We start from the raw sequence: 22,153 nt of genomic DNA on the forward strand, positions 1-22,153 counted from the left end.
GAGCGGCCCCTGCGGCCCGCTCTCTTGTTTCGATCAGCCCGGTGTCAGACTGCTTTCTTCAGCGCCCCGGCCAGATCAGTGCGTTCCCAGCTGAAACCGCCATCGGCTTCCGGGTCGCGGCCGAAATGACCATAGGCAGCGGTGCGCTGATAAATCGGCTTGTTCAGGCCCAGATGCGAACGGATGCCGCGCGGGGTCAGATCCATCACCTGGTCGATCGCCTTTTCAATCGCTGCTGCGTCCACTTCACCGGTGCCATGCGTGTCTGCATAGATCGACAGCGGTTTGGACACACCAATAGCATAAGACAGCTGAATGGTGCATTTCTCCGCGATGCCCGCAGCCACGACGTTTTTGGCCAGATAGCGCGCTGCATAGGCTGCCGAGCGGTCCACCTTGGTCGGGTCCTTGCCGGAAAACGCACCGCCGCCATGCGGGGCCGCACCGCCATAGGTGTCCACGATGATTTTACGGCCGGTCAGGCCTGCATCGCCATCCGGGCCGCCGATCACAAACTTGCCGGTCGGGTTCACATGCCATTCGGTGGCGCTGGTCAGCCAGCCTTCGGGCAGGGTTTCACGGATGTAGGGTTCCACCAATGCACGGATGTCAGCCGAGGTCAGGCTTTCGTCCAGGTGCTGGGTCGACAGCACCAGCGAGCTGACGCCCACCGGCTTGCCGCCCTCGTAGACCACCGACAGCTGCGATTTCGCATCCGGGCCCAACGCAGGCTCGGTGCCGTTTTTGCGCACTTCCGCCAAGCGGCGCAGGATCGCGTGGGAATACTGGATCGGCGCAGGCATCAGCGCATCGGTTTCATTGGTGGCAAAACCGAACATAATGCCCTGGTCGCCGGCGCCTTCGTCCTTGTCGCCGGACGCATCCACGCCTTGGGCGATATGGGCGGACTGTTCGTGCAGCAGGTTGGTCACTTCCACGGTTTCGTGGTGGAATTTGTCCTGCTCGTAGCCGATGTCCTTGATGCAGGCACGGGTGATCTCATCGATCTTGCCCATGTAGTCGTGCAGCTTGTCCTGATCGGACAGGCCGACTTCGCCCCCGATGACAACACGGTTGGTGGTGGCGAAAGTCTCAGCTGCCACGCGTGCTTCGGGTTCTTCCGCCAGGAAAGCATCCAGCACCGCATCTGAAATGCGGTCGCAGACCTTGTCCGGGTGGCCTTCGGAGACAGATTCCGAAGTGAAAGTGTAGTTCATACGGGTCATGAAAAGTGCTCCACTGGTTCCATCCTTGCCACGCCAGGAAGCCGTTGTGGCAGGTATCAAGCCGCAGTACGCGGCCCATCCGCGCGGGTCAATCTATATTCCAATAGAGTTAAGCAGCTATGACCGCGGCACAAGGGCGCGGGAGCGCAAAAAAACCGCAGCCGCAGCCAACAGGCACAGCAGGAACACCGGCCAATCCCCGATGCGGCTGTAGAGCGTCGGCGGCAGCGGCGCAGGCAAGGCCGCATCGATGTAACCCGCGTCACCCAGCGGCAGGCTGTTCAGCAGCGTTCCGTCCGCACCGATCATTGCAGACACCCCGGTATTTGCAGCCCGGATCATTGGCAGGCCTTGCTCGATGGCCCGCATCCTGGCCTGCACCAGATGCTGAAAGGGGCCGGACCGGGTGCCGAACCAGGCGTCATTGGTGACCTGCACCAGCATGTCGGGGCGGGTCTCTGCGGCATTCACATCCTGTGGAAAAACAGCCTCGTAGCAGATCAGCGGCAAGGCGCGGCCAATAGGCAGATCCATGATTTGGGGCCCGGGCCCGGCGGCATATCCCGCACCTGCCCGCGACGCAAAGCCATAGATCCCGAACCGGGCCATGACGTCGCCAAACGGCACATATTCCCCGAACGGCACCAGATGCGCCTTGTCGTAGGCGGCAGCGGGCTGACCGTCCATGTCCAGCAGCACCGCAGAATTGTAAAAGGCGCCCGCCTCCTCCCGCTGGATGCCCAGAAGCACCGGCACCCCGCCGGCGTTTTCGGAAATGACCCGCAGGGTGTCATCCGCATAATTCAGCAGCTGCGGCACCGCGGTTTCCGGCCAGACAATCAGGTCCGGACGCGGCGTTTCGGCAGAAAAAGCAACAGCGCGGCGGACAAATTCCCAGCGGTGATCCGGGTGCCACTTCAAATCCTGCGGCGCGTTGGGCTGAACGATTCGCACGGTCTTGCCTGTTGGATTTGCCAGCGGCGGGGCGGGAACGGCAAAGGCAGCGGCTGCCGCCAGCCCCAATGGCGCCAAGGCTGCCGCCGGGGCCCGCAGCAGCAAGGCCAGCGGCAGGAAGGCCCCAAGCGTCAGCAGCGCCAGCCCTTGCGGCCCGATCCAGGGCAGCAGGTTTGCAGCAGGCGTATCAATCCAGAATTGTCCGAAAGCCGCCCAGGGAAAGCCGGTCAGCAGATAAGCACGGCCAAATTCCGCCAGAGACCAGGCAGCAACCAGCATCGGGATCCGCCAGACGCCGGCGCTGAACCGGGCGGCCAGTCCAAACGCAGCGCCCCAAAACAAGGCAAGCCCGGCCGCAAGAAACAACAGCGCAAAAGGGGCCATCCAAGCATGGCGTTCCGGATCAATCTGAAAGGGTTCAAGAATCCAGGACAGGCCAAAGGCAAAATACCCCAGCCCGAACAGCCAGCCGGCCAGCATCGCCGCGCGCGCCGTGGCGGCCTGCAGAACCAGCCAGCCTGCGGCGCCCAAGGCAAGCGGCAGTCCGAACCAAAAGCTCCAGGGGGCAAGTGCCAGAGACGCCAGCGCGCCGCCGCCAAAGGCCAGGCCGGCCCCGGCCGGGCAAAGCTGCCGCACGGCCTGCCGCAGCCCGGTTGCCATCATGCAGCGGCGTCCGGCAGCCGAACCCGCAACCGCTTGATCCGGCGGGGGTCGGCGTCCATCACTTCAAATTCGGTGCCTTCGGGGTGTTCGATCACCTCGCCGCGGGCTGGCACCCGGCCCGAGAGCATGAAGACCAGCCCGCCCAGGGTCTCGATCTCTTCCTCGTCCACGTCGTCGTGGCTGGTCAGAGACTGGCCGATCTCAGTCTCGAATTCCGGCAGCGGGGTCCGGGCAAGCGCGATGTAGCATCCGGGCTTTTCCTCGAACCAGGTCTGCAGCTCATCGGCGTCGTGCTCGTCCTCGATCTCGCCGACCACCTGTTCAATCAGATCCTCGATGGTGACAAGCCCGTCCACACCGCCGTATTCGTCGATCACCAGCGCCATATGGCGGCGCTCGGCCTGCATTTTGGTCAGCAGCACCCCGATCGGCATCGACGGCGGCACAAACAGCAGCGGACGCAGCATTTGAGACAGCTCAAAGTCCGAGGTGCCGCCGTTGAAACCATGGGTCAGCGAGAAATCCTTGAGGTGAACAAATCCCAGCGGCGTGTCCAGCGTGCCCTCATACACCGGGATCCGGGTAAAGCCGCTTTCGCGGAAAATGCCAACAAGGTCTTCCTTGGCGATGGAAACCGGCACAGCAGCGATTTCTGCAGATGGAATCGCAACGTCCTCAACCCGCAGCCGGCGCAGGTTCATCATGCCGCGCGGTTCCGTCCCGGCAACGGGCTGTTCGCGGCCACTGTCTTCTTCGGACTGCGGCTCTGCACTGAAGGCCCCGAAGAGCCGTGCCCAGAAACCGGTTTTCCCAGAGGCCGGCGCATCCGCTGCCGTGCCATTGATGTTCTGCAGCGCGCCCTGCGCCGCGTTAGAACTGCCTTCTATGTCGCCCATCGATCCTATCCAAAGGCCCCGCTTAAGGGGCGTCCTCACTCATATATGGGTTCGCGATACCCATTTTGCCAAGTAGCAGCACCTCAATCCCTTCCATCAATGCGGCATCGCGGTCACGAATGTGATCATAACCTAAAAGATGCAACATTCCGTGAACGATCAAATGGCGGGTGTGATCGCCCAGCGGCTTGCCTGCTTCCGCAGCTTCGCGGGTGCAAGTGTCATAAGACACCGCAATGTCGCCCAGCGGGTATTCGCCGGTGAAATCGGCCTGGGGCCGCGCCGGGGTGCCGCCGTCTTCTTTCGCGGCAAGGTCTTCGGCAGGCCAGCTCAGCACATTTGTCGGCTTGGCCTTTTCGCGGAACTCGGCGTTGAGATCCGCAATGCGCGGGTCATCACAGGCCAGAAGCGAGATTTCGCAATCCTCCGGGTCAAATGCGAAATGCGCCAGAACCGCTGAGACAGCCTGTTCAGCCAGTGCTTCAAGCCCGGCCTCTTGCCAGCGGCTGTCTTCGATAGTGATGTCGAGCGTCATGAAGCCGTTGCACATGCGGGGGCCAGCCCCCGCACCCCCGGAATATTTTTACAAAGGTGAAACCCGGCAGAGCCTTCGCATCAGGCCGGTTTAGCATCCGCGTCATAGGCTTCGATGATCGCCGCCACAAGGGGGTGCCGCACCACGTCGCGGGCAGTGAAGTAATTGAAGCTGATTTTCGGGATCGCGTTCAGCAGCCGTTCCGCGTCTGCCAGACCCGATTGCACGCCGCGCGGCAGATCGACCTGGGAGCGATCGCCGGTGATCACCATGCGCGAACCTTCGCCCAGGCGGGTCAGGAACATCTTCATCTGCATAGTGGTCGCATTCTGCGCCTCATCCAGCACCACAAAGGCATTGGACAGCGTGCGCCCGCGCATGAAGGCCAGCGGCGCGATTTCGATGCGTTTTTCCTCGATCAGTTTGGCCGCCTGTTTTTCCGGCAGGAAGTCGTTCAGCGCATCGTACAAGGGCTGCATGTAAGGATCGACCTTGTCCTTCATGTCGCCGGGCAGATAGCCGAGCTTTTCGCCCGCCTCCACCGCCGGGCGGCTGAGGATGATGCGGTCCACATGGCCGGTGATGAACATGGAGACACCCACCGCAACGGCGAGATAGGTCTTGCCCGTGCCCGCCGGGCCGATCCCGAAGGCCAGTTCACTTTCGAACAGCGAATGCACATAGGCCTTCTGTGCTTCGGTGCGCGGTTCCACCAGTTTTTTGCGGGTTTTGATTTCCACCCGGCCGCCGCGGAACATTTGCAATTGGCCGTCCGGTTCGGCATCCGCCGTCTCTTGCCCCATGCGCAATTCGCGGTCGATATCGCCGCTTTCGACGCTGCGGCCGGTTTCCAGCCGGTCATATAGCGCGGTGAGCACCCCGGCCGCCTGACCGCGTGCCGACTCCTCGCCCATCACCGACAGCTGGTTGCCGCGGCGGACGATCTGCACGCCCAGTTTCTGTTCGATGTCAGCCAGGTTGCGGTCGTATTCGCCGCACAGGTCGATCAGCAATCGGTTGTCGGGAAATTCCAGAAGCACTTCATGGGTTGCGGACTGGTCTTGCGCGTCATTCAGGGCACTGATGGCCAAGCTGATCTCCTCAATCTGGCGTTGCTCTTTCAGTTTGCCCGCGAAGTGGAAATTGCGCAAGATCCGGCGCACAAAATTCACACCGCTGAAACAAAACAGCCGCCCCGGAGGGCGGCTGAAAAGCAATTGGCACAAAGTCTGCTTACAGCGCGTCGGCGAAGGTAGAGCCAGCCTTGAACGGGCCGGTGGCAGTGTTACGCGGCAGGTTGCTGTTGCAGACCGGCTTGCCGTCAGGTGTGCGGCGCAGGTCGGCGTAGCCTTCGAGACCGTCGTCGATGATCCAGTGTTCGCAGCCCTGCGGGTCGACCCAGATGCCGGCGGTCATATTCGACAGATGGCTGGAAGAACCATCGCCGGCATGCTGGTCACGGGTTTTGTCCAGGGTTTCGGAACAGGCCGGGACCAGGGCCGCGGCGGCGAGGAGCAGAAGTGTTTTACGCATCAGCATGGTTTTTGTCTCCTCAGCGCAGGCAATAGATTTCGACACGGCGGTTTTGCGCCATATTTCCGGCACTGGTGTTGGGCACCCGCGGGTCGCGTTCACCATAGGCGCGCACATCATTGATCCGCGCACCCACCGAACGGCCCGCCTGAGCCACGGCATGGGCACGGCGCTCGGACAGGCGGATATTATATTCATCCGATGCCCGGCTGTCGGTATGGCCCGCCACGATGAAGGCACGAGCGCCATTGGATTTCGCCTGCTGGAAAAATTCCCCCAGGCGCTTGCGGCCTGCGGCATTGATGTAGTGTTTGTCCGTGGCAAAAAACTGGTCTGTCGGCATCACGCCGCAAATGTTGCCGCGGCGGCAGACCGGCTTGCCATCCGGGGTCACATGCGGGGACATGAAGCCTTCGGCGCCGTCATCCATCACCCAGTGTTCGCAGCCGTCCGGGTCAACCCAGATGGTGGGCACATAACGTTCGCCCTTGATGGTCCGCTGAGTTTGCGCGCTGGCAGGCGCGGCAGCTATGCTGAGCGCAGCCGCAGCAGCGGCGGCCAGCGCAACCGCTTTATTAAATTTGAGTATCAACACAACCAGATTTCCTTCACCTAAGTTCCCCCAGCGCGCTTGCCGCTTACGTGCCCACCGCTCAGGCCATAAGAGTCAAACTACCTGAAATTGATGCAGTATACCTGCTAAATTAATTGTTATTCCGCGCAGATTAATCGCATTTTCCGGGACACTCAAAGCACCCAAATAATATTGTCGCCGGAACCGATGCAATCGGGACTCACCTGCGCAATTCGAAAAACGGAGATCGAGCCGCTCTGAAAAAAGCGGCTGGAAAGATTCGCGCTGTGGCGGGAGTATTAGCCGATCAATTCCCCGGCCAGGGAATTTGCACCAGAGGAAATGATGCGCACCCGGGCCAAGTCCCCCGGCACGCGGTTGCAATCAGCGACATGAACGGCGTGGAGGTAGTCGGATTTACCAACCATCTGGCCCGGCCGGCGGCCCGGCTTTTCAAACAGAACGCCCACTTCGCGGCCCACCATGCTGTCCTGCACCTCGCGCTGCTGCCGGGTCAGCAGAGCCTGCAGGCGCTGCAGCCGGTCATCCGCCGCGGCCGGATCGACCTGGGCGCGTTCGGCTGCAGGGGTGCCGGGGCGGGTTGAATATTTGAAGGAATAGGCAGTGCCGTATTTCACCTCTTCCACCAGGTCCATGGTGGCCTGGAAATCTTCCTCGGTCTCTTCCGGGAAGCCGACGATGAAGTCGCCGGAAATCAGGATATCGGGCCGTGCGGCGCGGATGCGCTCAATCAGGCGGAGGTAGCTTTCGGCGGTGTGGGCACGGTTCATCCGCTTCAGGATCTTGTCCGATCCCGCCTGCACCGGCAGATGCAGATAAGGCATCAGCTTGGCGCAGGTGCCATGCGCCTCGATCAGGTCGTCCTGCATGTCGTTGGGATGCGACGTGGTGAAGCGGATGCGCTCCAGCCCGTCGACCTTGTCCAACTCCCAGATCAGTTGTGCCAGGGTCAGGTCGCCATTGGGCCCGGCCCCGTGATAGGCATTCACATTCTGGCCCAGAAGGGTGATTTCGCGCACGCCGCGCTCTACCAGATCGCGGGCTTCGGTCAGGATACGGTCAGCGGGGCGCGAAACTTCGGCGCCGCGGGTATAGGGCACCACGCAGAAAGCGCAGAATTTGTCGCAGCCTTCCTGCACCGTCAGAAACGCGGTGGGGCCGCGCTTGGCCTTGGGGCGGTCTTTCAGCTTCTCAAACTTGTCTTCCTCGGGGAAATCGGTGTCCAGCACCTTTTCCCCTTCGCGCGTCTTGGCTTCCATTTCGGGCAGGCGGTGATAGCTTTGCGGGCCGACCACCAGGTCCACCAGCGGCTGGCGGCGCATGATCTCTTCGCCCTCGGCCTGGGCGACACAGCCGGCGACACCGATCTTCAGATCCGGCTTTTCTGCCTTCAGCCCTTTGAAACGGCCCAGCTCGGAATAGACTTTCTCGGCGGCCTTTTCCCGGATGTGACAGGTATTGAGCAGGATCATGTCGGCGTCATCTGCCGATTTGGTCTCGACATAGCCTTCACCGCCCAGCGCTTCGGCCATGCGTTCGCTGTCATAGACATTCATCTGACAGCCATAGGTCTTGATAAACAGCTTCTTTGGGGCGCTCATGCGGGTCAGCCTTCCAGCCAAAGTGGGTAAACAGCGGCCTGCCTTACAGACAAATGCCGCCGCTTGCAATGAGGCGGGATTTACCCGATTTTGGCCGCAATGGCCAGAAAGGCAAAAGGCAGACGGGCATGATGTATTCTTCGCTGCAGGATTTCCTGAAAGAGGGCAAGGCGTTGCTGGTCAAAGGACCGGTTGCGCTGGTCTTTGTCGAGGATGAGGTGGAGATCGCCACCACCCTGCGCCACCACCTGCAAAGCGGTTTCAAGGCCGTTGTGGCGCTGATGCCGGATGCGTTTGACCTGCCGCAGGATGTGCGCGCTAAGGTGCACCGGGTGCCGTTTGACTGCGCCCTCGAAGGCGCGCTGACAGAGGCCGTCAATGCGGTGATCGCTGCGGCGCAACCCGGTTGCTGGCTTTATTACTGCTACAATGCGGAATATCTGTTCTACCCGTTCTGCGAGACCCGCAGCGTTGGTGAAATGCTGACCTTCCATACCGAAGAGCGGCGGGATGCGGTGCTCAGCTATGTGATCGACCTTTATGCCGGCGATCTGGAGGCCTGCCCCGGCGCTGTCTCGCTGGAGGCGGCCTATCTCGACAAATCCGGTTACTATGCCCAGTCGCGCAAGGACCCCGAAACCGGCCATCCGCGCGAACGGCAGCTGGACTTTTTTGGCGGGGTGCGCTGGCGGTTCGAAGAACATATCCCGGAGAAGAGCCGTAAAATCGACCGGATTTCACTGTTCAGGGCCAAACCGGGACTGGTGCTGCAGCAGGATCACACTTTCAACGACCAGGAATACAACACCTATGCCTGCCCCTGGCATCACAACCTGACCGCTGCGGTCTGTTCTTTCCGCACCGCCAAGGCGCTGAAGCGCAATCCCGGCTCCACCTTCGACATTGAAACCTTCCGGTGGCACAACTCCGCGCCGTTTGAATGGCATTCGCGTCAACTATTGGATTTGGGGCTGATGGAGCCGGGGCAGTGGTTTTGAACCCAGCCGGCAACGGCTGAAGAAATACATGACCGGGGGGCCGCTTTTTGGCTGCCCGCCCCTACCCTGCCGTCGCAGCCTGGACCGCTTGGCGCACTGTCTCCAGCGTGCCGCGCAGCTCTGCCATCGGCAAGCCGCCAAACGCCAATCTCAGGGCCTGCGGAGCTGCGGCAGCTGTTGCAAAAGCCTCCGCGCCGGACACCGAGATGCCCTGATCTTTCAAACGCGTCACGATGGGTTGCGCACGTGCGCCTTTTTCAAGCGGCAGCCAGGCAAAGCCCGCGTTGCGATGCGAAATGACCGAAGTCTCGCCAAAGACCTCCCGGCACAGCGATTGGCGCGCGGCGCCATCCTGCCTGCGGGTTTCCTCGGATTTTTTCAGTGTCCCGTCTTCGATCCATCCCGTGACCAACGCAGTGATCAACGCGGGCGTGTTCCAGGTCGTCGCGCGGATCGCTTCCAGCAAAGCCGCGGTGCGGTCAGCGGGCGGGACCGCATATCCCAGCCGCAAACCCGTTGCGAGGCTTTTGGAGAAACCGCCGATATGCACCGTCCGGCCGGGTGCCAGCGACAGGAAAGCGGGCGGCGGATCCGGTTCCAAAAACGCATAGGCCGCGTCCTCGATGATAAGAAGGCTGTGCTGCTGGGCCACGTCAAGCAAGCGCAGACGTGTGGTTTCATCCATGACGGTTCCCAGCGGGCTTTGGACCGTTGGCATCAGATAGACAGCAGTTATGTTCCGCATGCGGCATTGGCGGTCCAGATCATCCGGGTTCATGACACCGTTCTGTGTCCCGACCGGGGCAAGTTCCAGACCGTTCAAGGCGGCAGCGGATTTGAACCCTGGATATGTAAGCGCATCAGCAGCGATCACATCGCCGGGCTGAAACAGCCCCAAACAAGTGATCGCCAGCCCGTGCTGGCTGCCTGAGGTGACCAGCAAGTGCTCGGGGTCAATCCGGCCCAAAGACCGTCCGAGGCTTTCGGCGATGATCCGGCGTTCGTGCATGCGGCCGCCGTGGGGCTGATAGCGCAGCATCGCATCCAGATCGCCGGCCGCCGCAAGCCGCCGCAATCCGGCCCGCAAAATGTCTGCGTCCGCGGGTCCGCCTGGCATATTGAAAACCAGATCCGCGATCCCCTCAGCCGCTGTTTGATGCACCCCCAGTGTCATGGGCAGGCCAGGATCGCGCACAAAGGTGCCGCGCCCGGCTTCGCCGCAGACAAGCCCCCTGCGCTCCAGTTCCTTATAAACCCGCGTTGCGGTTGCCAGCGCGACGCCGGATTTCTCCGCAAAGGCCCGGTGCGGCGGCAGTCTGGAGCCCGGTGCGAGTTTGCCCTCGCGGATTGCGTTGGCGAGCATGTCGGCCAGGCGGATGTATCTGGATTTGCTCATATGCCCACCGTCATTAGTACAATAGAAAAATTGTCATACGCCGGACCGTCATGGCATTGCGGAGGCAAGTCAACCTGTGAGGTCCGCCCAATGCTCCGATTTCTGTCAGCTGCTTTGCTTGCCGCAATACTGTTTACTGTGACATTTGCCGTGAATCTTCAGGCGCCGCTGTATGATGCCTATGCCGCCCAGAACGAGGCCGGCGCCACCGCAGTTACAATTGCCTTCGCCGCTTATGCCGGCGGGCTGATGCCGACGCTGCTGCTGCTTGGCGGGCTGTCGGACCGGACCGGGCGGCGTATCCCTCTTGCTCTGGCCCTGGTCCTTGGCGCGGTTGCGACAGCGGTGCTGGTACAGTTCCCAAACTGGGCAAGCCTGGTCACGGCGCGGATCTTGCTGGGTATCGGGACCGGGCTGGCGACCACTGCGGGCACGGCGTATATGGCCGAAATCCTGGGCGCCGACCGGGAACGCACTGCGGCCTTGATTGTGACATCGGCAACATCGCTTGGTTTCGGCGGCGGCGCTTTGGCAACCGGGCTTAGCCTTGGCCTGCAAGGGCCGACATTCCTGCCATACAGCTACGCGGCACTTCTTGCAGCTGCGCCGGTTCTGGCCGCAGCCGCATTGGCCCTGCCCAAGGCGGACAGTCCGAAACCCGTCACACCGCTGCGGCTGCCGGTCTTTCCGTCCGGCACCTGGGTGTTCGGTGCGGCAATGGCGCTGGCCTGGTCGACAACCGGCATGACCATTGCCGTGGTGCCGTTGCAATTGGCCGCCAATGGGCTTGGCGGCTGGACCGGGCTTGTCATCTTTCTGGCGATCTTCGCAGGGTTTCTCTGCCAGCCCGTCGCCCGGAGCATGTCCAACGCCCGGGCACTGGCACTCGGGTTTGTGCTGATCCCGCTGGGCTTTCTCGTGCTCCTGGCCGGTGTCTGGCTGACATCACTGGTGCTGGTCCTTGCCGGAACCTGCATCACCAGCGCGGCAAGCTATGGCTTTACCTATCTTGCCTCCCTGGCGGAGGTGTCACTGCGCGCACCTGACGACAGGGCGCGGGCAACGGCGGGCCTGTTTGTCTATGCCTACTGCGGGTTTTCGCTGCCGGTCATTGCCAGCGGAGCACTGGCCGACACCTTTGGACTGCTGGCCGCAATGGCCCTTTTTGCTGCCGCGCAAATATCCGTTACAGGGGTCATCGTCCTGTTCTGGAGGAAAAGCTTGCATCCGGCCCGGTCAAGAACGGAACAGGGCTTGGGCATTGTTTGATCCGGGCGGATTTCCGCAAGCACAGATCAAGAGCCGGGAAAAATTTCCGTCCACATACGCAGCACCGCATCTGCCGCGTCGGCACGCAGGGTCAAAAGCAGCTGTTCGCCGCAAACCGAAACCACGATGATGCATCTCTGAGGTGAGACCGGCAGCAGCAGGCATTCCAGCTTGGGCGCAGGCATTCGGGCCGCGGACGGAAAGGCGCCCTGGGCCGCGAGGACGGTGCGGACTGCGTCCAACTGGCAAAGCAGTTCCTCCGGCCCGCCGCTGCCGGACAGATTTCCACCCCGCCCGCATGACATCCAAGCCTCTGCCTGAGGGGTAGCACGAGCGTGGAACCGGTCCAGCGGGCTGCTGTTCCCGGTTGCGCCCATAGCGTCGCTCAGCATCTTGGCGGTACAGCTGCCCGCGCCTTCGGTGGCCTTGCAAGGACGGCGTTTGATTGTGAAGCCTGCGCCATTGGCAACGGCGTCCAGAGTGCGCAGCCGCGCGGCAAAGATCCGGGCGGCTGCATCCGGATCCTCTGCCCCGTCCGCGGGATCTGCGGAGCGGCACAGGGTCAGCCCCGTCAGCCTGCGTTGCGCAATGGTGAGCACAGCGGCAGACTGCTGGCCGACACAAATGGTCAGTTCCCGGGGCAATACGGTTTCGCTGATTTCGCGCAGCACAGCAACGGCGAGCGGTTCCTGCCCGGCAGCAGCCTGCTGCACGCGTGCACGGATTGCGGCTGGTGTTTCAGCCAGCCGGTTCAACGCCTGCTGCAGCGCGCCACCTGCCCCGGCCGGCTGCGGCAAGAGATGAGCAGCCGCGTCTGCCATCATGCCCCCCCGGCCATTGCTGCCAGCAGGCTCCGCGCCGGGGCAGCAAGCCGCCCGGCGCTTGCCGCATCTGAGCAGACACACAGCACCGCGTCACCCGATCCATCTGCGGCGCGGATGAAAACACGTGCTTCGCCCGGGGTCAGAATCAGGACATCATCGGCTGCCGCTGCGGATTGCGGATCTCCGGCTGCCACAGCGGCATCAAGCAGCAAGAACCCCAGCCGGGCCTGCTGGCAGAGGCCGTCAAGATACTCCTGCGGATGGCTGGCGGCACTGCTGCTGCGCAGAACAATGCTGGCGCCGAGATCACCAAAGGCGGCCAAACGGCAGCCCTTGGCGGTCTGACGCAGCGCATCAAGCTGCAGGGAAAGCGTCACAGGATACCCCTGTTACCGGCAAGGGCCGCTGTGCATTCTGCTTCGGGACGTTTGGATATCATGCGTTACTCACCAGTTGGATGGGTTTCGGGCCGGGACCGGGCAGGCCGCTTGCTGCGCTTGACCGGGGTGACCCGGCGCGGTGTCACACGGCCGTCGGCATCCGCGCAGGCAGGGCTTTCTTGCAATTGCGGCTGTTCACCGCTCTCGCGCCTGCCGCCAAAGTCCAGCACGTCAGCCCCTAAAGGCTGCTCCGTTTGCGGATTTTGTGCAGAAGCCGCAGGATTGGATTGTGCAGGCGCAACGCGGTTTGGCTGCGCCCAAGTCACAAGCATATCCACCAGATACTCAATGAAACTGTCAGCGCCGCTGGTCTTCCAAACTTCCATGTCCTCACCCGCGGCCAGCGCCTGACTTAGCGACAGCGGAAAGATTGCGCCGAAGGCAACGCCGGTTTCCTTCCTGACACGCCGGACCACACGGTCCTGATCACGGCTGTTCCGCAGCTTGTCGAAATGCGTGATCAGCAATGTACTCGGGCCTTCAAACCGGTGTGAAATCTCCTCCCATACGGCGGCTTCGGACTGACGCCAGGCCTGGGTGGCATGGGTGCACCAGATCACACCGTCAACTTCGGGCAGCAGGTTTTGCCAGACACTGGACGGCATGTTGGGATCCGAAATGCCCGGCATATCAATGAGATCGCACAGCTCCAGCGCCTCTGCCGGGAGGGTCAGGCGGATCAGCGCCGTGGTGTCCATCGGCACATTGGCAAGGTCCTCGGGCCGCAGCGGTGTTTTGCTGCCGTCGGTGGCGGTGATGCTGGCCGCCTCAGGCCCGTGCGATATCCAGACCGGCGGCAACCGGGTGGCGGTCACGCGGGTCGGCAGCGGCTGTCGCCCCACAAGCAGGTTGGTGAGAGTGCTTTTGCCGGCGCTGAACTCGCCCATCAGTGCCAGGCGCGGCTTGCGCTGTGGTACAGCAGCCGGGAAGACGGGAGTGTGCATGGCGGATTCCTGTGTCATTCGGTGAAGCTCCTGAGCGTTTGCAAGGCGTCGTTGGCCTGTGTCCGGCGGCTGTCATCGGCAATCAGCCCCTGAATATCATCGCCGCAGCGGCTGTGGTCTGCGATTTCCATCAGGATGTCGCGCTGGTCGTCGAAAAAGCCCTGCAGCCTGGCAAGGACAGCGGTGCCCGCATCTGCTGTCTGCACGAATTTAAGCTGGGTCATGAAATCTTCGGTCTCGCCCGCGATCAGACTGCGGAAACGTTTGGCAAAAGCCTGATAACCGCGGGTGCGGCGCCACCAGGCAGCCCACCAGCTGTCATTGAAATCCAATGCTATGGCCTGCCCCAGCGCAATCGGAGAGCTGGCCGGGGGCACCTCGGGAATTGACAGCTGAATACCCTCGACCGCTGCGCCGAAACCGTCATACAGCAGCTCCGCGACGTCCTGCACCGCGGCCTTGTAGCGGGCCTGGGCGGCAGCCTGCAGGCGGCTGGTCATCACCGAATAGGCCGAGCGCAACAGCATCCGCAGCCCGGCGGGATCATATTCCCAGTGGCAGTCCTCGCCCCATTTCTCCAGGTGCTCGATCAGCGCGTGGGTGGCGCGGTCGGTAAAGGTGGCATGGGCCCGGTCGGCGCGGTCGCGGAAGGCGTCGAGGATTTGCGCGGTCTCGGCCTCCAGTGCGTCCAGATGGGATTTGCAGATATTCTCAAACGCGGCGCGGGTGTCGTGGAGACCGGCCTGCGCGCCGCCCTCGCCCTGCACCCTGACCGCATCTGCCGCCTGCTGGCCGGTGGCAGCGGTCACGGCAGACCCGGCAACGCGGGCCAGCAGCGGTGCGCCGAGGTCGGTCACGATCCGATCAGCCACCACCCGGTTCAGTGCAGGCAGCCCGGACAGCTCCCAAACCATGTTCTGGGCCGACAGATCCGCATGGGAACTGTTGACCGAGGCTTCGGCCCAATTGAGCAGCGCGGCGGAACTTGCCTTATCCATGTCCTCCAACCCTCCGGTCAGCACCTTGTTGGCCCAATAGGCACTGCCAAAGAGGACGGTTGCGTCCTCGGGCCCGTGATGACTGTCCAGTGTCTGGCGGACGCTGGCCTCGATCTCGGGGATCTGGATGGCGGGGGCGGCGAGTTCGTCGATGCGGTTGACGAAGATCACCACCTCACGCGATTTGAGGTTGGAGAGCATCCGGATCAGCCCCATGTCGACCGAGGTCAGCGCCTGGCCGGCAGACAGCACCACCACGCAAAGGCGGCTGTCACGGATTGCCTGGATGGTGATCTGCTCGCGCATCATGAAGGTGTCGTTGACGCCGGGCGTGTCGCGCAGGCACAGGCGGTGGGGCACGCTTTGGCAATTCAGGTACAGATCGGCCGCGCGGGTGATATCGGCAAAGCGCCCCTGTTCGCCGACGCCGCCCTCCTCCTCGTCAAAGTCATCGCCCAGGCAAATGTAGCGTTCGATCAGGTTCTTGTCGAAATAGCCGTATTCATGTTTCTGCCCCATCAGCAGTTCGAATTTACGGCCCAACCGCTGGCGCGAGCGTTCCCGCATCTCTTCGATCTGGGTACGGATTTTTTGCAGTTCGCTGCTGGCGCCGGCACGGCCCGCCATTTCACCGATGCGCCCGCCCTTGGTCAGCAGCCGGTCCCATTCCGCCTCGGTCATGAACTGGAAACAGGCCTTGTTCTCAATCCGGGCATCCCCCGGTGTCAGGTGCAAGGAGGTGACGACCGAGGTCCAGGGGTTCACATCCGACGGCAGCAGGTCAGCCCAGCCCGCCATCGCATTGACCAGGGATGTCTTGCCCGACTTCACCTGTCCCAGCAGCGTGACACTGGGTTCAAAACTGCTGAGTTCCGACTGCAGTCGCGACAGGCTGCGCTGGACGCGCATCCCCGAAACTGCGGACAGAGCAGACAGAGCGGTTTCAAGCCGCTGCGATTTGCGGGCAAAGTCCAAGAGCGGTTCCAGCCCCGCATTCAGATTGGTCGGACGCGCGGAGGCGTGGATGTCGGTGGCACTCTCGATCTGAGTTTCCATGTTCATGGCTGAACCTTGCTGTGTCTTGCTTTGGCGTGTGTGTCAGCCCTGCCGGACCGCGAGGCGGCGGCGGCAAGGGAATTGCGGTTGGTCATCACCCCGGGATGTCTTCGGTCAGCTCCTTTTTCAGCTGTATCAGCAGCGTCACCGCATCGATGGCCGCGTCTTCATCCTGCTCCAGTTGGCAGAGCATCAGCATTTCCTCTCCGTCCTGGGCTGCTTCGCGGGCGGCCTCCACTGCTGTGCTGCCTGGCATCGCTTCCAATGTCTGCGACAAGCCGCGGATCATCTCCATGCATTGCGCCAGTACCGGACCGGCCTGGGGGCCGCCTGCGGCTTCGGCCTCTGTCAGCATTTCCTCGGCCCGGGCTTGCATCTGGTCCAATGCGCTGCTGAGGCCGGCAGCAGCGGTCAGCGGCGGGGCCGCAGCAGTAACTGCAGACTGCCGGCCGGCAGGGTCAGCTGTTTCACCGCCAAACTGGCGGATCAGCAATTCGGCTTGATCCACATCCGAGGCACGGCCCGTTTCAACCTGCCGCATCACGCCGTCCGCCAATTGTTTGCCGCCGCTGGAGCGCCAAAGATCATGTGCCGGTGCGGGTTCTGCCTGGGCCGTCAGCCCCTGGATCGCGGCGACAGGATAGACGCCCAAAAACTCCTCAGCGGCAACTGGTTCCACCGTCTTGATCAACCCATCCAAGGTTCCCCGCATGATCTGCCGGTCGGCCATTGTCAGCACCAGGAAGCTGTGATCCTTGGTGCTGTCAGGAACGTCGGCCCACAGGGCCTGCTCCGTGTCCGGAAACGCCTGGCTGCACCACAGGATAATATCCGCCGCGCCAGAGGCCTGCTGCAGCAGGTTCTGCTGGCGGGCCTGCGGGCCTGCAAGCGGCAGTTCCGTATAACTGTGGGTGCGCAGCCGCAAATCTGGCAGAAACTGGCGGATCCTCAGGGTGCCCGCCGGCATGTCAAGGTCTGCCAGAACACCCGCCTGTTGCAGGCGCTCGCCCTTGGCGGTTTCAAAAACCGCGCATTCCTGATCGCCGTGGCAAATGTCAATGACGACGCTGCCCGCGTTGCGGCCAATGACCACCCGCCCCAGCATCATATCTATCAGCGCCGACTTGCCGGAACCGGTGACGCCGGTGACGATGATCTGCACCGGCTGGCGCAACCGGCGCAGCAGCTGGCTGCCCCAGCCTGAAAACTCTGCCGGCAGCTGCCCTGTGCTGAGCGTGTGCTCCAGCCGGCCTGCCAGCGGGCTGATATCTGTCTGAAGAAGGCTCAAGCCGATGCATCCGTTTTGTTGCGGCGGGCGGCGGGTGCAGAATCCCACGTCGCCGAAGCCAGGAGGGTGATCACCCGGCGGCCGCTGCGCTGACGCGGCGGCGCGGGCGGCTGTTCAGCCGGCGGCGGGTCCAGAACCGGCGCGTCCATCGGCAGCGCTGATGGCTGTGCCTGGGCAGGAAGAGCGGCCTGCGGATCAATGGGTTTGATCACGCAGAACGCGGCATTGTCCTGTTCGGCGGCATTCAGCACCTCCAGCTGCCGCATCAGCGCTGCGCCGATACGGGCGCTGGAACTGCCGCATTCTGCAGCGAGGACGGCGGCGATCTCTTCCTCCTCCAGGAATTGCAGCCCGTCGCTGGCGGCCAGCACGATATCGCCATGCTGCAGCCTGACGGGTGTGCTGCGGCAGTCGATGCGGGGGATGTCCGCCCCGGTCAGCACCGAAGTCACGCAATGCCGGTCCGGATGGCTGGCGGCCTCAGCCGGGTCCATGCGGCCCTGGGCGGCCAGCCTGTCGATCTCTGCTGCCATCGAATGATCGGCGTTGAGCCGGATCAGCGCGCCGTCACGGAACAGGTAGAGCGGCGAGTCACCGACCGAGATCCAGTAAAGCCGGTCGCTGAACAGCACCGGAGCCAGCAGCGTCGCGCCCATTCCGCGGGCCTGAGGCTGATGGCTGGCGTATTCGCCAAGGCAGGCATTGGCGCCGCTGGCAGCCTGCTGCAGCACTGCGCCGATCGACTGTTCCAGCGCACCCGGGTCGTCCGTGCGCAGCTTCAGCTCGCTGAACACTTCTGTGACCACAATTTTACTGGCGACATCTCCGGCGGCATGGCCGCCCATGCCATCGGCCAGCACCGCAAAACCGGTGCCGGTGCCGGCCAGGAAATCGGCGGCAAGCGCGTCCTCCTGGCGCTCGCGGCGGCCCTTGCTGATGGCCGTCGCGGCATCATATTCGAACTCAGCGGTGCACAGCATGGTCGGTATCGCTGGGTTGCGGCTGGTCCCAGCCGAAATCGGCGCCGCACAGCGGCACAAAGCGCAGGGTGGTCTCGCCAATGCGGATCACATCGCCTGCCGACAGGGTTTCGGTGCTGAGCACAGGGCGGTTGTTGCGGCGCACCAGGTTCGCCTTTCCGCCATGACCGACATAGAAAGCCTTTTGTTCCGGGTCATAGGCGATGGCAGCGTGGTTGTCGCGCGAGATGCTGTTGTCACCGAAGTCCAGCCTAACAGTCTGGTCGGCGCCGCGGCCGATCACAGTGACGCCGCTGAACAAAGTAAAGGCAGCACCACGGCCCGGCCCCTGCACGATGGCAAGCCAGCCGACGGGGAAACGGGTGTAACCGGGCGCAGTGTCTTTCTGGCTGCGGGCAAAGGGATCGCTGTCTTCGGCTTGAGCGGGGCTGAAACCCAGCAGGCGGGTCTTGACCCGTCCCGCCCGGCTGGCGCCGCGCCCCATCGACGGTGCCGGCACATCAATTGACGCGTCTGCCGGGCTGTCCATGGAAACCACGGGTTGCGAAGCTGCGGGCGCCGGTTGCGGGGCGGAAACAGCAGCTGCCTGCGGAGCAGGAGCAGCCGGCTGGGTGGGACCGGCCAGGATACTGGCAGGCTGTGCTTCGACGGCGCGCGGGCTGGTTTCTTGCTGTTGCTGAGGCTGATTTGCTGGGGCAAAGGCTGCAGAAGGAGTCTCCTCAACATCTGGCGGGCTGCTTTGCTGCTGCACGCCGGCCTGGGTTCGCTTGAAGACCCTGTAGGAATCGCTGCTTTCGACTGCTGGTTCAGCCAGTTCCGGGCTGCGGAAACTATCCTCCCTGCCAGCGCGCGCAGGCGCTTCGGCGCCAGGTGCGAAGGGATCATCTGATGCGGCGCCTGCGAGGCTGGCAAGGGTTCCGGTATCCCTAGGGTCAGCAGCGGCCGCTGGCACTGCCGCGGTTTCTTGCTCGCGGGCGAAAAAGGCCGCGATGGCCGGGTCCTGCGGCTGCTCTTCAGCAAAGCCTGGCAAGCCTTCGCCTTCTGCCAGCGCGTCTTCAGGCCCTGCGTCATAAGTCCAGCCGTCCTCCGCCGGCTTGCCGGCCAGCGGAGCAGCAGTCTCTGCCCGGGATGCCGCCTGAGCAGTTTCCGGCGCCGTATCCAGCAGGAAACCGCGGTCAAGGCTGAGAGGCGGACGGGCAGCCCCGGTATTGGCGACGTCAGGCGCAACCGCATCCTGCACAGGCGCCTGGGCCGGGTCTGCTTCTGGCGCCGCATGACCGTCCAGGCGGACCCTCTCTCGCTTTTCGCCAATGATATCCTTGATGAATTTCATACTCATTCCCTTCAGTTCTTAACCGTTTCCGGGTTGCTGCGCTGGCGCCCGAAGATCTTACGCAGCCGGCCCGCGAAACCGGGCTTTTCCCGGCGCAGTTCCAGAACCGGATCTGCCGGGAGGTCCGCGGCAGATACGGCGGCGGGCAGCCGTTCCACGGCGGGTGCGTTTTTCTTCCGCCGGGGGATAGCGTCCTGTTCCTTCAGCCAGGCTTCCACGTCGCTGACCGGCTCACCGAAGATATTCACCAGCTGGCGAAGCGGCTTGGAGGGTTTGCTGGCAGGCTGGGTCAGCTTTTGCCTGACCGAACGCGGTTGCCCAGGTGTCAGGCCGCCATTGGCCGTCGCGACCAGCTCGGCGATGACAGCATCCAGGTTGGCATTGTCTTCAGGCGCTGGCGCAACCGTGCCGGGCAGTTGAGTGTCTATTTCCGCAGCGTTCTGTGTTTCGCAATCGTTTTCGGCCAGCGCGCCCGCCCAGTCATGCGCCGATTGGAACCGTTCAGCCGGAAGTACGGACATCGCCATATCCACAGTTGCCAGCACCGCAGCATCCGCATTCCACGGTCTGCCCAGCAGCGGATTGCACGGGTCCGGGTCACCTGCCATCACTGCGCTCAGCCGCTGCTGGCTGCTTGCGGGCACGTCGCCGGTAATCAGGTAATACAGCGTGGCGCCCAGCGCATAGAGGTCACAGGCCGGACGCTGAGGCAGCTCGGGCTTGTACAGCTCATGCGCGGAGTATCCATCCTTGACCGCCAGCAGCACCGGCAGCGCGGTATCGTCATTGGGAAGACTGCCGCAGGCGGCCCCGAAATCGATCAGCGTGAGGCTTCCATCCTTGCCAAGGATGAAGTTGTCCGGCGAGATATCGCGGTGCAATATACCTTGCCCGTGCAGGCAATCGAGCGCTTCCAGCGCCTGGCAGAGAATGTGCCGCAGAAGCGGCCCGGTCAGCCGTTCAGGCTGGTCCTCACGCACGGTCAGCAAGTCCAGACCGTCGACGAATTCCATCGCGATATAGGCGGTTTGATTTTCCTTGAACACCTGATGCACGCCGACGATGCCGGAATGCCGGGCGCGGGCCAGCAGTTGCGCCTCGCGCAGAAAATTGCGCAAGACATTACGGCAGGATTTGGCGTGCTCTTCCGTGTTGGGTTCGACGTCCGTGCCACTGCGGCGGCAAATGCCTGCCGGAAAGCACTCTTTGATGACAACGCGGCGTTCCAGACTGTCGCGGGCCAGATAGGTGATCCCAAAGCCACCGCTGAGCAGCGGCTGCTCGATCTGGTACTGACCTTGCAGCAGCTTGAAGCCGCAGGGCAATTCACAGGCGAGAGCCGGGTCAGCAGAAGATGTGTCGTGAGGCACAGCGTCAATTCCTTGTGGCAGCCTGGGCTTTGGCCGGAGCGGGGCGGATGAACCCCAACGCTGAAAGCAGAATGCGGAAAGATCGCGGCGCCATTCAGGCAATCAAGGCGGTTGCGTCCAATTTTCGCCGCAATTGGCGCGGGACGCTTGGAAAGACTGAGTTAACGGGCCCATAACTACTTGCGTCGAAGTTAGTTAAACTGCGTGTGTAGGTGATGATTGCCCGTAACCCTGGCCAGGACAGCGGTGGATTTGGCTGTAAACGCAGCGGCAAGGTGATTTGCGGGAAGGATTCCAATGCCCCGTTTCAACCAAAGGCCCGGCAGCATTTTCGCTTGCCGCAACCTTGGCCGCCAGCCTGCCCGCCAGCGGCCAAGGCGCATCCCTTCGACTGACAGAGGCAGCTTGGGGACTTGGTGTCTTCCAGGTGATGCAAGTAACTTACAGACAGCAAACATGTGCTTAGGAACAGATCCGGGCCTTAAAACAGGTCTGCAGACACGTTTTTGGAACCTATGAATATCTTTCGGATGCGGCAGCAGCTAAGCTTGTCCCAGCGGTTTTCAAGATAGGGCCAGCTGAGGGGCATCCTTGTTTTCTAAGGCAAAACCGCAACTTGGCCCAGCGCCAGTTCAGCCACGCTGTGCAAAGCATCCGCTGTGGCACCATCGCGGGCTTGCGCCGCAAGCCCCTGAATCAGAACTGCAATGTACTTCGCCAACAGATCCGGATCACTTGCTGCGGGCATGTCTCCGTCTTCGATACCACGCCGGATCCGGGCGGCGACCATTGCCTCGCTGGCCTGCCTGTATCCGGCGAGCAGTTTCTGCGCACCGCTGCTGGCGGTGCCGCAATTGGTTGCGGCACTGACCAGCAAGCAGCCTTTGGGTCTCTCCTTAAAGGAAAACGCCTCGATGGCCTCATACACATAGCGGTGCAGGGCTTTGGCAGCCGTTGTTTCCTCGTCCAGTGCGCGGGGGGCATAGGCCGCAATGTTCTGCGCGTAATGGCTGGCACAACGTTCAAACAACGCCTGTTTGTTGCCAAAGGCCGCGTAGATGCTTGGGGGGTTCACCCCCATGGCCGCGCTGAGATCAGCCATGGATGCGGCTTCATATCCGCGCTCCCAAAACAGAAGCATCGCCTGTTCAATCGCATGGCCGGTGTCAAAAGATCTTTGCCGCCCCAAGGTCGCCTCCGAATTACTTATCGATCATTACACAAAATGCTTGACCCGGCAAGCTACCCATTATT

General features: G+C 62.6%; 20 protein-coding genes and 1 riboswitch. Of the genes, 2 read left to right on the plus strand and 18 right to left on the minus strand.

What is annotated here, in order from left to right:
- Positions 1–44: 44 nt before the first annotated feature.
- The 8 genes from metK to miaB all read right to left on the minus strand — a co-directional run bounded on the left by metK (position 45) and on the right by miaB (position 8,003).
- Positions 45–1,226 (minus strand): methionine adenosyltransferase, encoded by a 1,182-nt coding sequence (gene metK / locus K3724_RS17440; RefSeq protein ID WP_259987694.1) that lies wholly within the window; start codon positions 1,224–1,226, stop codon positions 45–47.
- Positions 1,227–1,232: 6 nt separating this feature from the next.
- Positions 1,233–1,282, minus strand: a riboswitch (SAM-SAH riboswitch).
- Positions 1,283–1,343: 61 nt separating this feature from the next.
- Positions 1,344–2,843 carry an apolipoprotein N-acyltransferase gene (gene lnt, locus K3724_RS17445; RefSeq protein ID WP_259987696.1) on the minus strand — a complete coding sequence of 500 codons (1,500 nt, stop codon included), beginning with the start codon at positions 2,841–2,843 and terminating at the stop codon, positions 1,344–1,346.
- Complete coding sequence (locus K3724_RS17450; protein WP_259987698.1) at positions 2,840–3,739, minus strand: hemolysin family protein; 900 nt, start codon at positions 3,737–3,739, stop codon at positions 2,840–2,842. Before K3724_RS17450 ends, lnt begins: the two co-directional genes overlap by 4 nt.
- A 22-nt stretch (positions 3,740–3,761) precedes the next feature.
- Complete coding sequence (ybeY, locus tag K3724_RS17455) at positions 3,762–4,274, minus strand: rRNA maturation RNase YbeY (RefSeq protein WP_259987700.1); 513 nt, start codon at positions 4,272–4,274, stop codon at positions 3,762–3,764.
- Between the two features lie 80 nt (positions 4,275–4,354).
- The gene (locus K3724_RS17460; protein WP_134828862.1) at positions 4,355–5,365 is read right to left on the minus strand and encodes a PhoH family protein; all 1,011 of its coding nucleotides are present in this window, start codon (positions 5,363–5,365) and stop codon (positions 4,355–4,357) included.
- A gap of 142 nt (positions 5,366–5,507) precedes the next feature.
- On the minus strand, positions 5,508–5,813 hold the full coding sequence (locus tag K3724_RS17465) for a hypothetical protein (RefSeq protein ID WP_129369476.1): 306 nt from the start codon (positions 5,811–5,813) through the stop codon (positions 5,508–5,510).
- 13 nt (positions 5,814–5,826) lie between these two features.
- Positions 5,827–6,408: an OmpA family protein gene (locus K3724_RS17470; protein ID WP_129369475.1), complete on the minus strand. Its 582-nt coding sequence runs from the start codon at positions 6,406–6,408 to the stop codon at positions 5,827–5,829.
- 272 nt (positions 6,409–6,680) lie between these two features.
- Positions 6,681–8,003: a tRNA (N6-isopentenyl adenosine(37)-C2)-methylthiotransferase MiaB gene (gene miaB / locus K3724_RS17475; protein ID WP_259987705.1), complete on the minus strand. Its 1,323-nt coding sequence runs from the start codon at positions 8,001–8,003 to the stop codon at positions 6,681–6,683.
- Between the two features lie 128 nt (positions 8,004–8,131).
- Between miaB and K3724_RS17480 the strand changes: the two genes are divergently transcribed.
- Positions 8,132–9,001 (plus strand): glycosyltransferase family 2 protein, encoded by an 870-nt coding sequence (locus tag K3724_RS17480; RefSeq protein ID WP_259987706.1) that lies wholly within the window; start codon positions 8,132–8,134, stop codon positions 8,999–9,001.
- A 61-nt stretch (positions 9,002–9,062) separates the two neighbouring features.
- On the opposite strand, the gene K3724_RS17485 is transcribed toward K3724_RS17480, so the two are convergent.
- Positions 9,063–10,397: a PLP-dependent aminotransferase family protein gene (locus K3724_RS17485; RefSeq protein ID WP_259987708.1), complete on the minus strand. Its 1,335-nt coding sequence runs from the start codon at positions 10,395–10,397 to the stop codon at positions 9,063–9,065.
- A 138-nt stretch (positions 10,398–10,535) separates the two neighbouring features.
- Between K3724_RS17485 and K3724_RS17490 the strand changes: the two genes are divergently transcribed.
- The gene (locus tag K3724_RS17490) at positions 10,536–11,666 is read left to right on the plus strand and encodes an MFS transporter (RefSeq protein WP_311200188.1); all 1,131 of its coding nucleotides are present in this window, start codon (positions 10,536–10,538) and stop codon (positions 11,664–11,666) included.
- A 26-nt stretch (positions 11,667–11,692) separates the two neighbouring features.
- On the opposite strand, the gene K3724_RS17495 is transcribed toward K3724_RS17490, so the two are convergent.
- The 9 genes from K3724_RS17495 to K3724_RS17535 form a co-directional block, all read right to left on the minus strand.
- The gene (locus K3724_RS17495; protein WP_259987713.1) at positions 11,693–12,490 is read right to left on the minus strand and encodes a hypothetical protein; all 798 of its coding nucleotides are present in this window, start codon (positions 12,488–12,490) and stop codon (positions 11,693–11,695) included.
- Complete coding sequence (locus K3724_RS17500) at positions 12,487–12,867, minus strand: hypothetical protein (protein WP_259987715.1); 381 nt, start codon at positions 12,865–12,867, stop codon at positions 12,487–12,489. Before K3724_RS17500 ends, K3724_RS17495 begins: the two co-directional genes overlap by 4 nt.
- Positions 12,868–12,932: 65 nt before the next feature.
- Entirely contained in the window at positions 12,933–13,892 is a 960-nt protein-coding gene (locus K3724_RS17505) for a dynamin family protein (RefSeq protein WP_259987717.1), read from the minus strand.
- On the minus strand, positions 13,889–15,934 hold the full coding sequence (locus K3724_RS17510) for a dynamin family protein (protein WP_259987719.1): 2,046 nt from the start codon (positions 15,932–15,934) through the stop codon (positions 13,889–13,891). The genes K3724_RS17505 and K3724_RS17510 overlap by 4 nt, the downstream gene beginning before the upstream one ends.
- 88 nt (positions 15,935–16,022) lie before the next feature.
- Complete coding sequence (locus tag K3724_RS17515; protein WP_259987721.1) at positions 16,023–17,216, minus strand: hypothetical protein; 1,194 nt, start codon at positions 17,214–17,216, stop codon at positions 16,023–16,025.
- Positions 17,213–18,196 (minus strand): PP2C family serine/threonine-protein phosphatase, encoded by a 984-nt coding sequence (locus K3724_RS17520; RefSeq protein ID WP_259987723.1) that lies wholly within the window; start codon positions 18,194–18,196, stop codon positions 17,213–17,215. The genes K3724_RS17515 and K3724_RS17520 overlap by 4 nt, the downstream gene beginning before the upstream one ends.
- Positions 18,180–19,529 (minus strand): FHA domain-containing protein, encoded by a 1,350-nt coding sequence (locus tag K3724_RS17525; protein WP_259987725.1) that lies wholly within the window; start codon positions 19,527–19,529, stop codon positions 18,180–18,182. Before K3724_RS17525 ends, K3724_RS17520 begins: the two co-directional genes overlap by 17 nt.
- 11 nt (positions 19,530–19,540) lie before the next feature.
- The gene (locus K3724_RS17530; RefSeq protein ID WP_259987727.1) at positions 19,541–20,899 is read right to left on the minus strand and encodes a serine/threonine-protein kinase; all 1,359 of its coding nucleotides are present in this window, start codon (positions 20,897–20,899) and stop codon (positions 19,541–19,543) included.
- Between the two features lie 598 nt (positions 20,900–21,497).
- Positions 21,498–22,001 carry a TetR/AcrR family transcriptional regulator gene (locus K3724_RS17535; RefSeq protein WP_259987729.1) on the minus strand — a complete coding sequence of 168 codons (504 nt, stop codon included), beginning with the start codon at positions 21,999–22,001 and terminating at the stop codon, positions 21,498–21,500.
- Positions 22,002–22,153: the final 152 nt, after the last annotated feature.

The organism is Leisingera sp. M658, assembly GCF_025144145.1.
Taxonomy (GTDB): Bacteria; Pseudomonadota; Alphaproteobacteria; order Rhodobacterales; family Rhodobacteraceae; genus Leisingera.

Excerpts from the sequence above, each read along its gene's own strand:
- metK (WP_259987694.1), bottom strand. The coding sequence starts at position 1,226 with ATGACCCGTATGAACTACACTTTCACTTCGGAATCTGTCTCCGAAGGC.
- lnt (WP_259987696.1), bottom strand. The coding sequence starts at position 2,843 with ATGATGGCAACCGGGCTGCGGCAGGCCGTGCGGCAGCTTTGCCCGGCC.
- K3724_RS17450 (WP_259987698.1), bottom strand. The coding sequence starts at position 3,739 with ATGGGCGACATAGAAGGCAGTTCTAACGCGGCGCAGGGCGCGCTGCAG.
- ybeY (WP_259987700.1), bottom strand. The coding sequence starts at position 4,274 with ATGACGCTCGACATCACTATCGAAGACAGCCGCTGGCAAGAGGCCGGG.
- K3724_RS17465 (WP_129369476.1), bottom strand. The coding sequence starts at position 5,813 with ATGCTGATGCGTAAAACACTTCTGCTCCTCGCCGCCGCGGCCCTGGTC.
- miaB (WP_259987705.1), bottom strand. The coding sequence starts at position 8,003 with ATGAGCGCCCCAAAGAAGCTGTTTATCAAGACCTATGGCTGTCAGATG.
- K3724_RS17480 (WP_259987706.1), top strand. The coding sequence starts at position 8,132 with ATGATGTATTCTTCGCTGCAGGATTTCCTGAAAGAGGGCAAGGCGTTG.
- K3724_RS17485 (WP_259987708.1), bottom strand. The coding sequence starts at position 10,397 with ATGAGCAAATCCAGATACATCCGCCTGGCCGACATGCTCGCCAACGCA.
- K3724_RS17495 (WP_259987713.1), bottom strand. The coding sequence starts at position 12,490 with ATGATGGCAGACGCGGCTGCTCATCTCTTGCCGCAGCCGGCCGGGGCA.
- K3724_RS17505 (WP_259987717.1), bottom strand. The coding sequence starts at position 13,892 with ATGACACAGGAATCCGCCATGCACACTCCCGTCTTCCCGGCTGCTGTA.
- K3724_RS17510 (WP_259987719.1), bottom strand. The coding sequence starts at position 15,934 with ATGAACATGGAAACTCAGATCGAGAGTGCCACCGACATCCACGCCTCC.
- K3724_RS17520 (WP_259987723.1), bottom strand. The coding sequence starts at position 18,196 with ATGCTGTGCACCGCTGAGTTCGAATATGATGCCGCGACGGCCATCAGC.
- K3724_RS17525 (WP_259987725.1), bottom strand. The coding sequence starts at position 19,529 with ATGAAATTCATCAAGGATATCATTGGCGAAAAGCGAGAGAGGGTCCGC.
- K3724_RS17535 (WP_259987729.1), bottom strand. The coding sequence starts at position 22,001 with ATGGCTGATCTCAGCGCGGCCATGGGGGTGAACCCCCCAAGCATCTAC.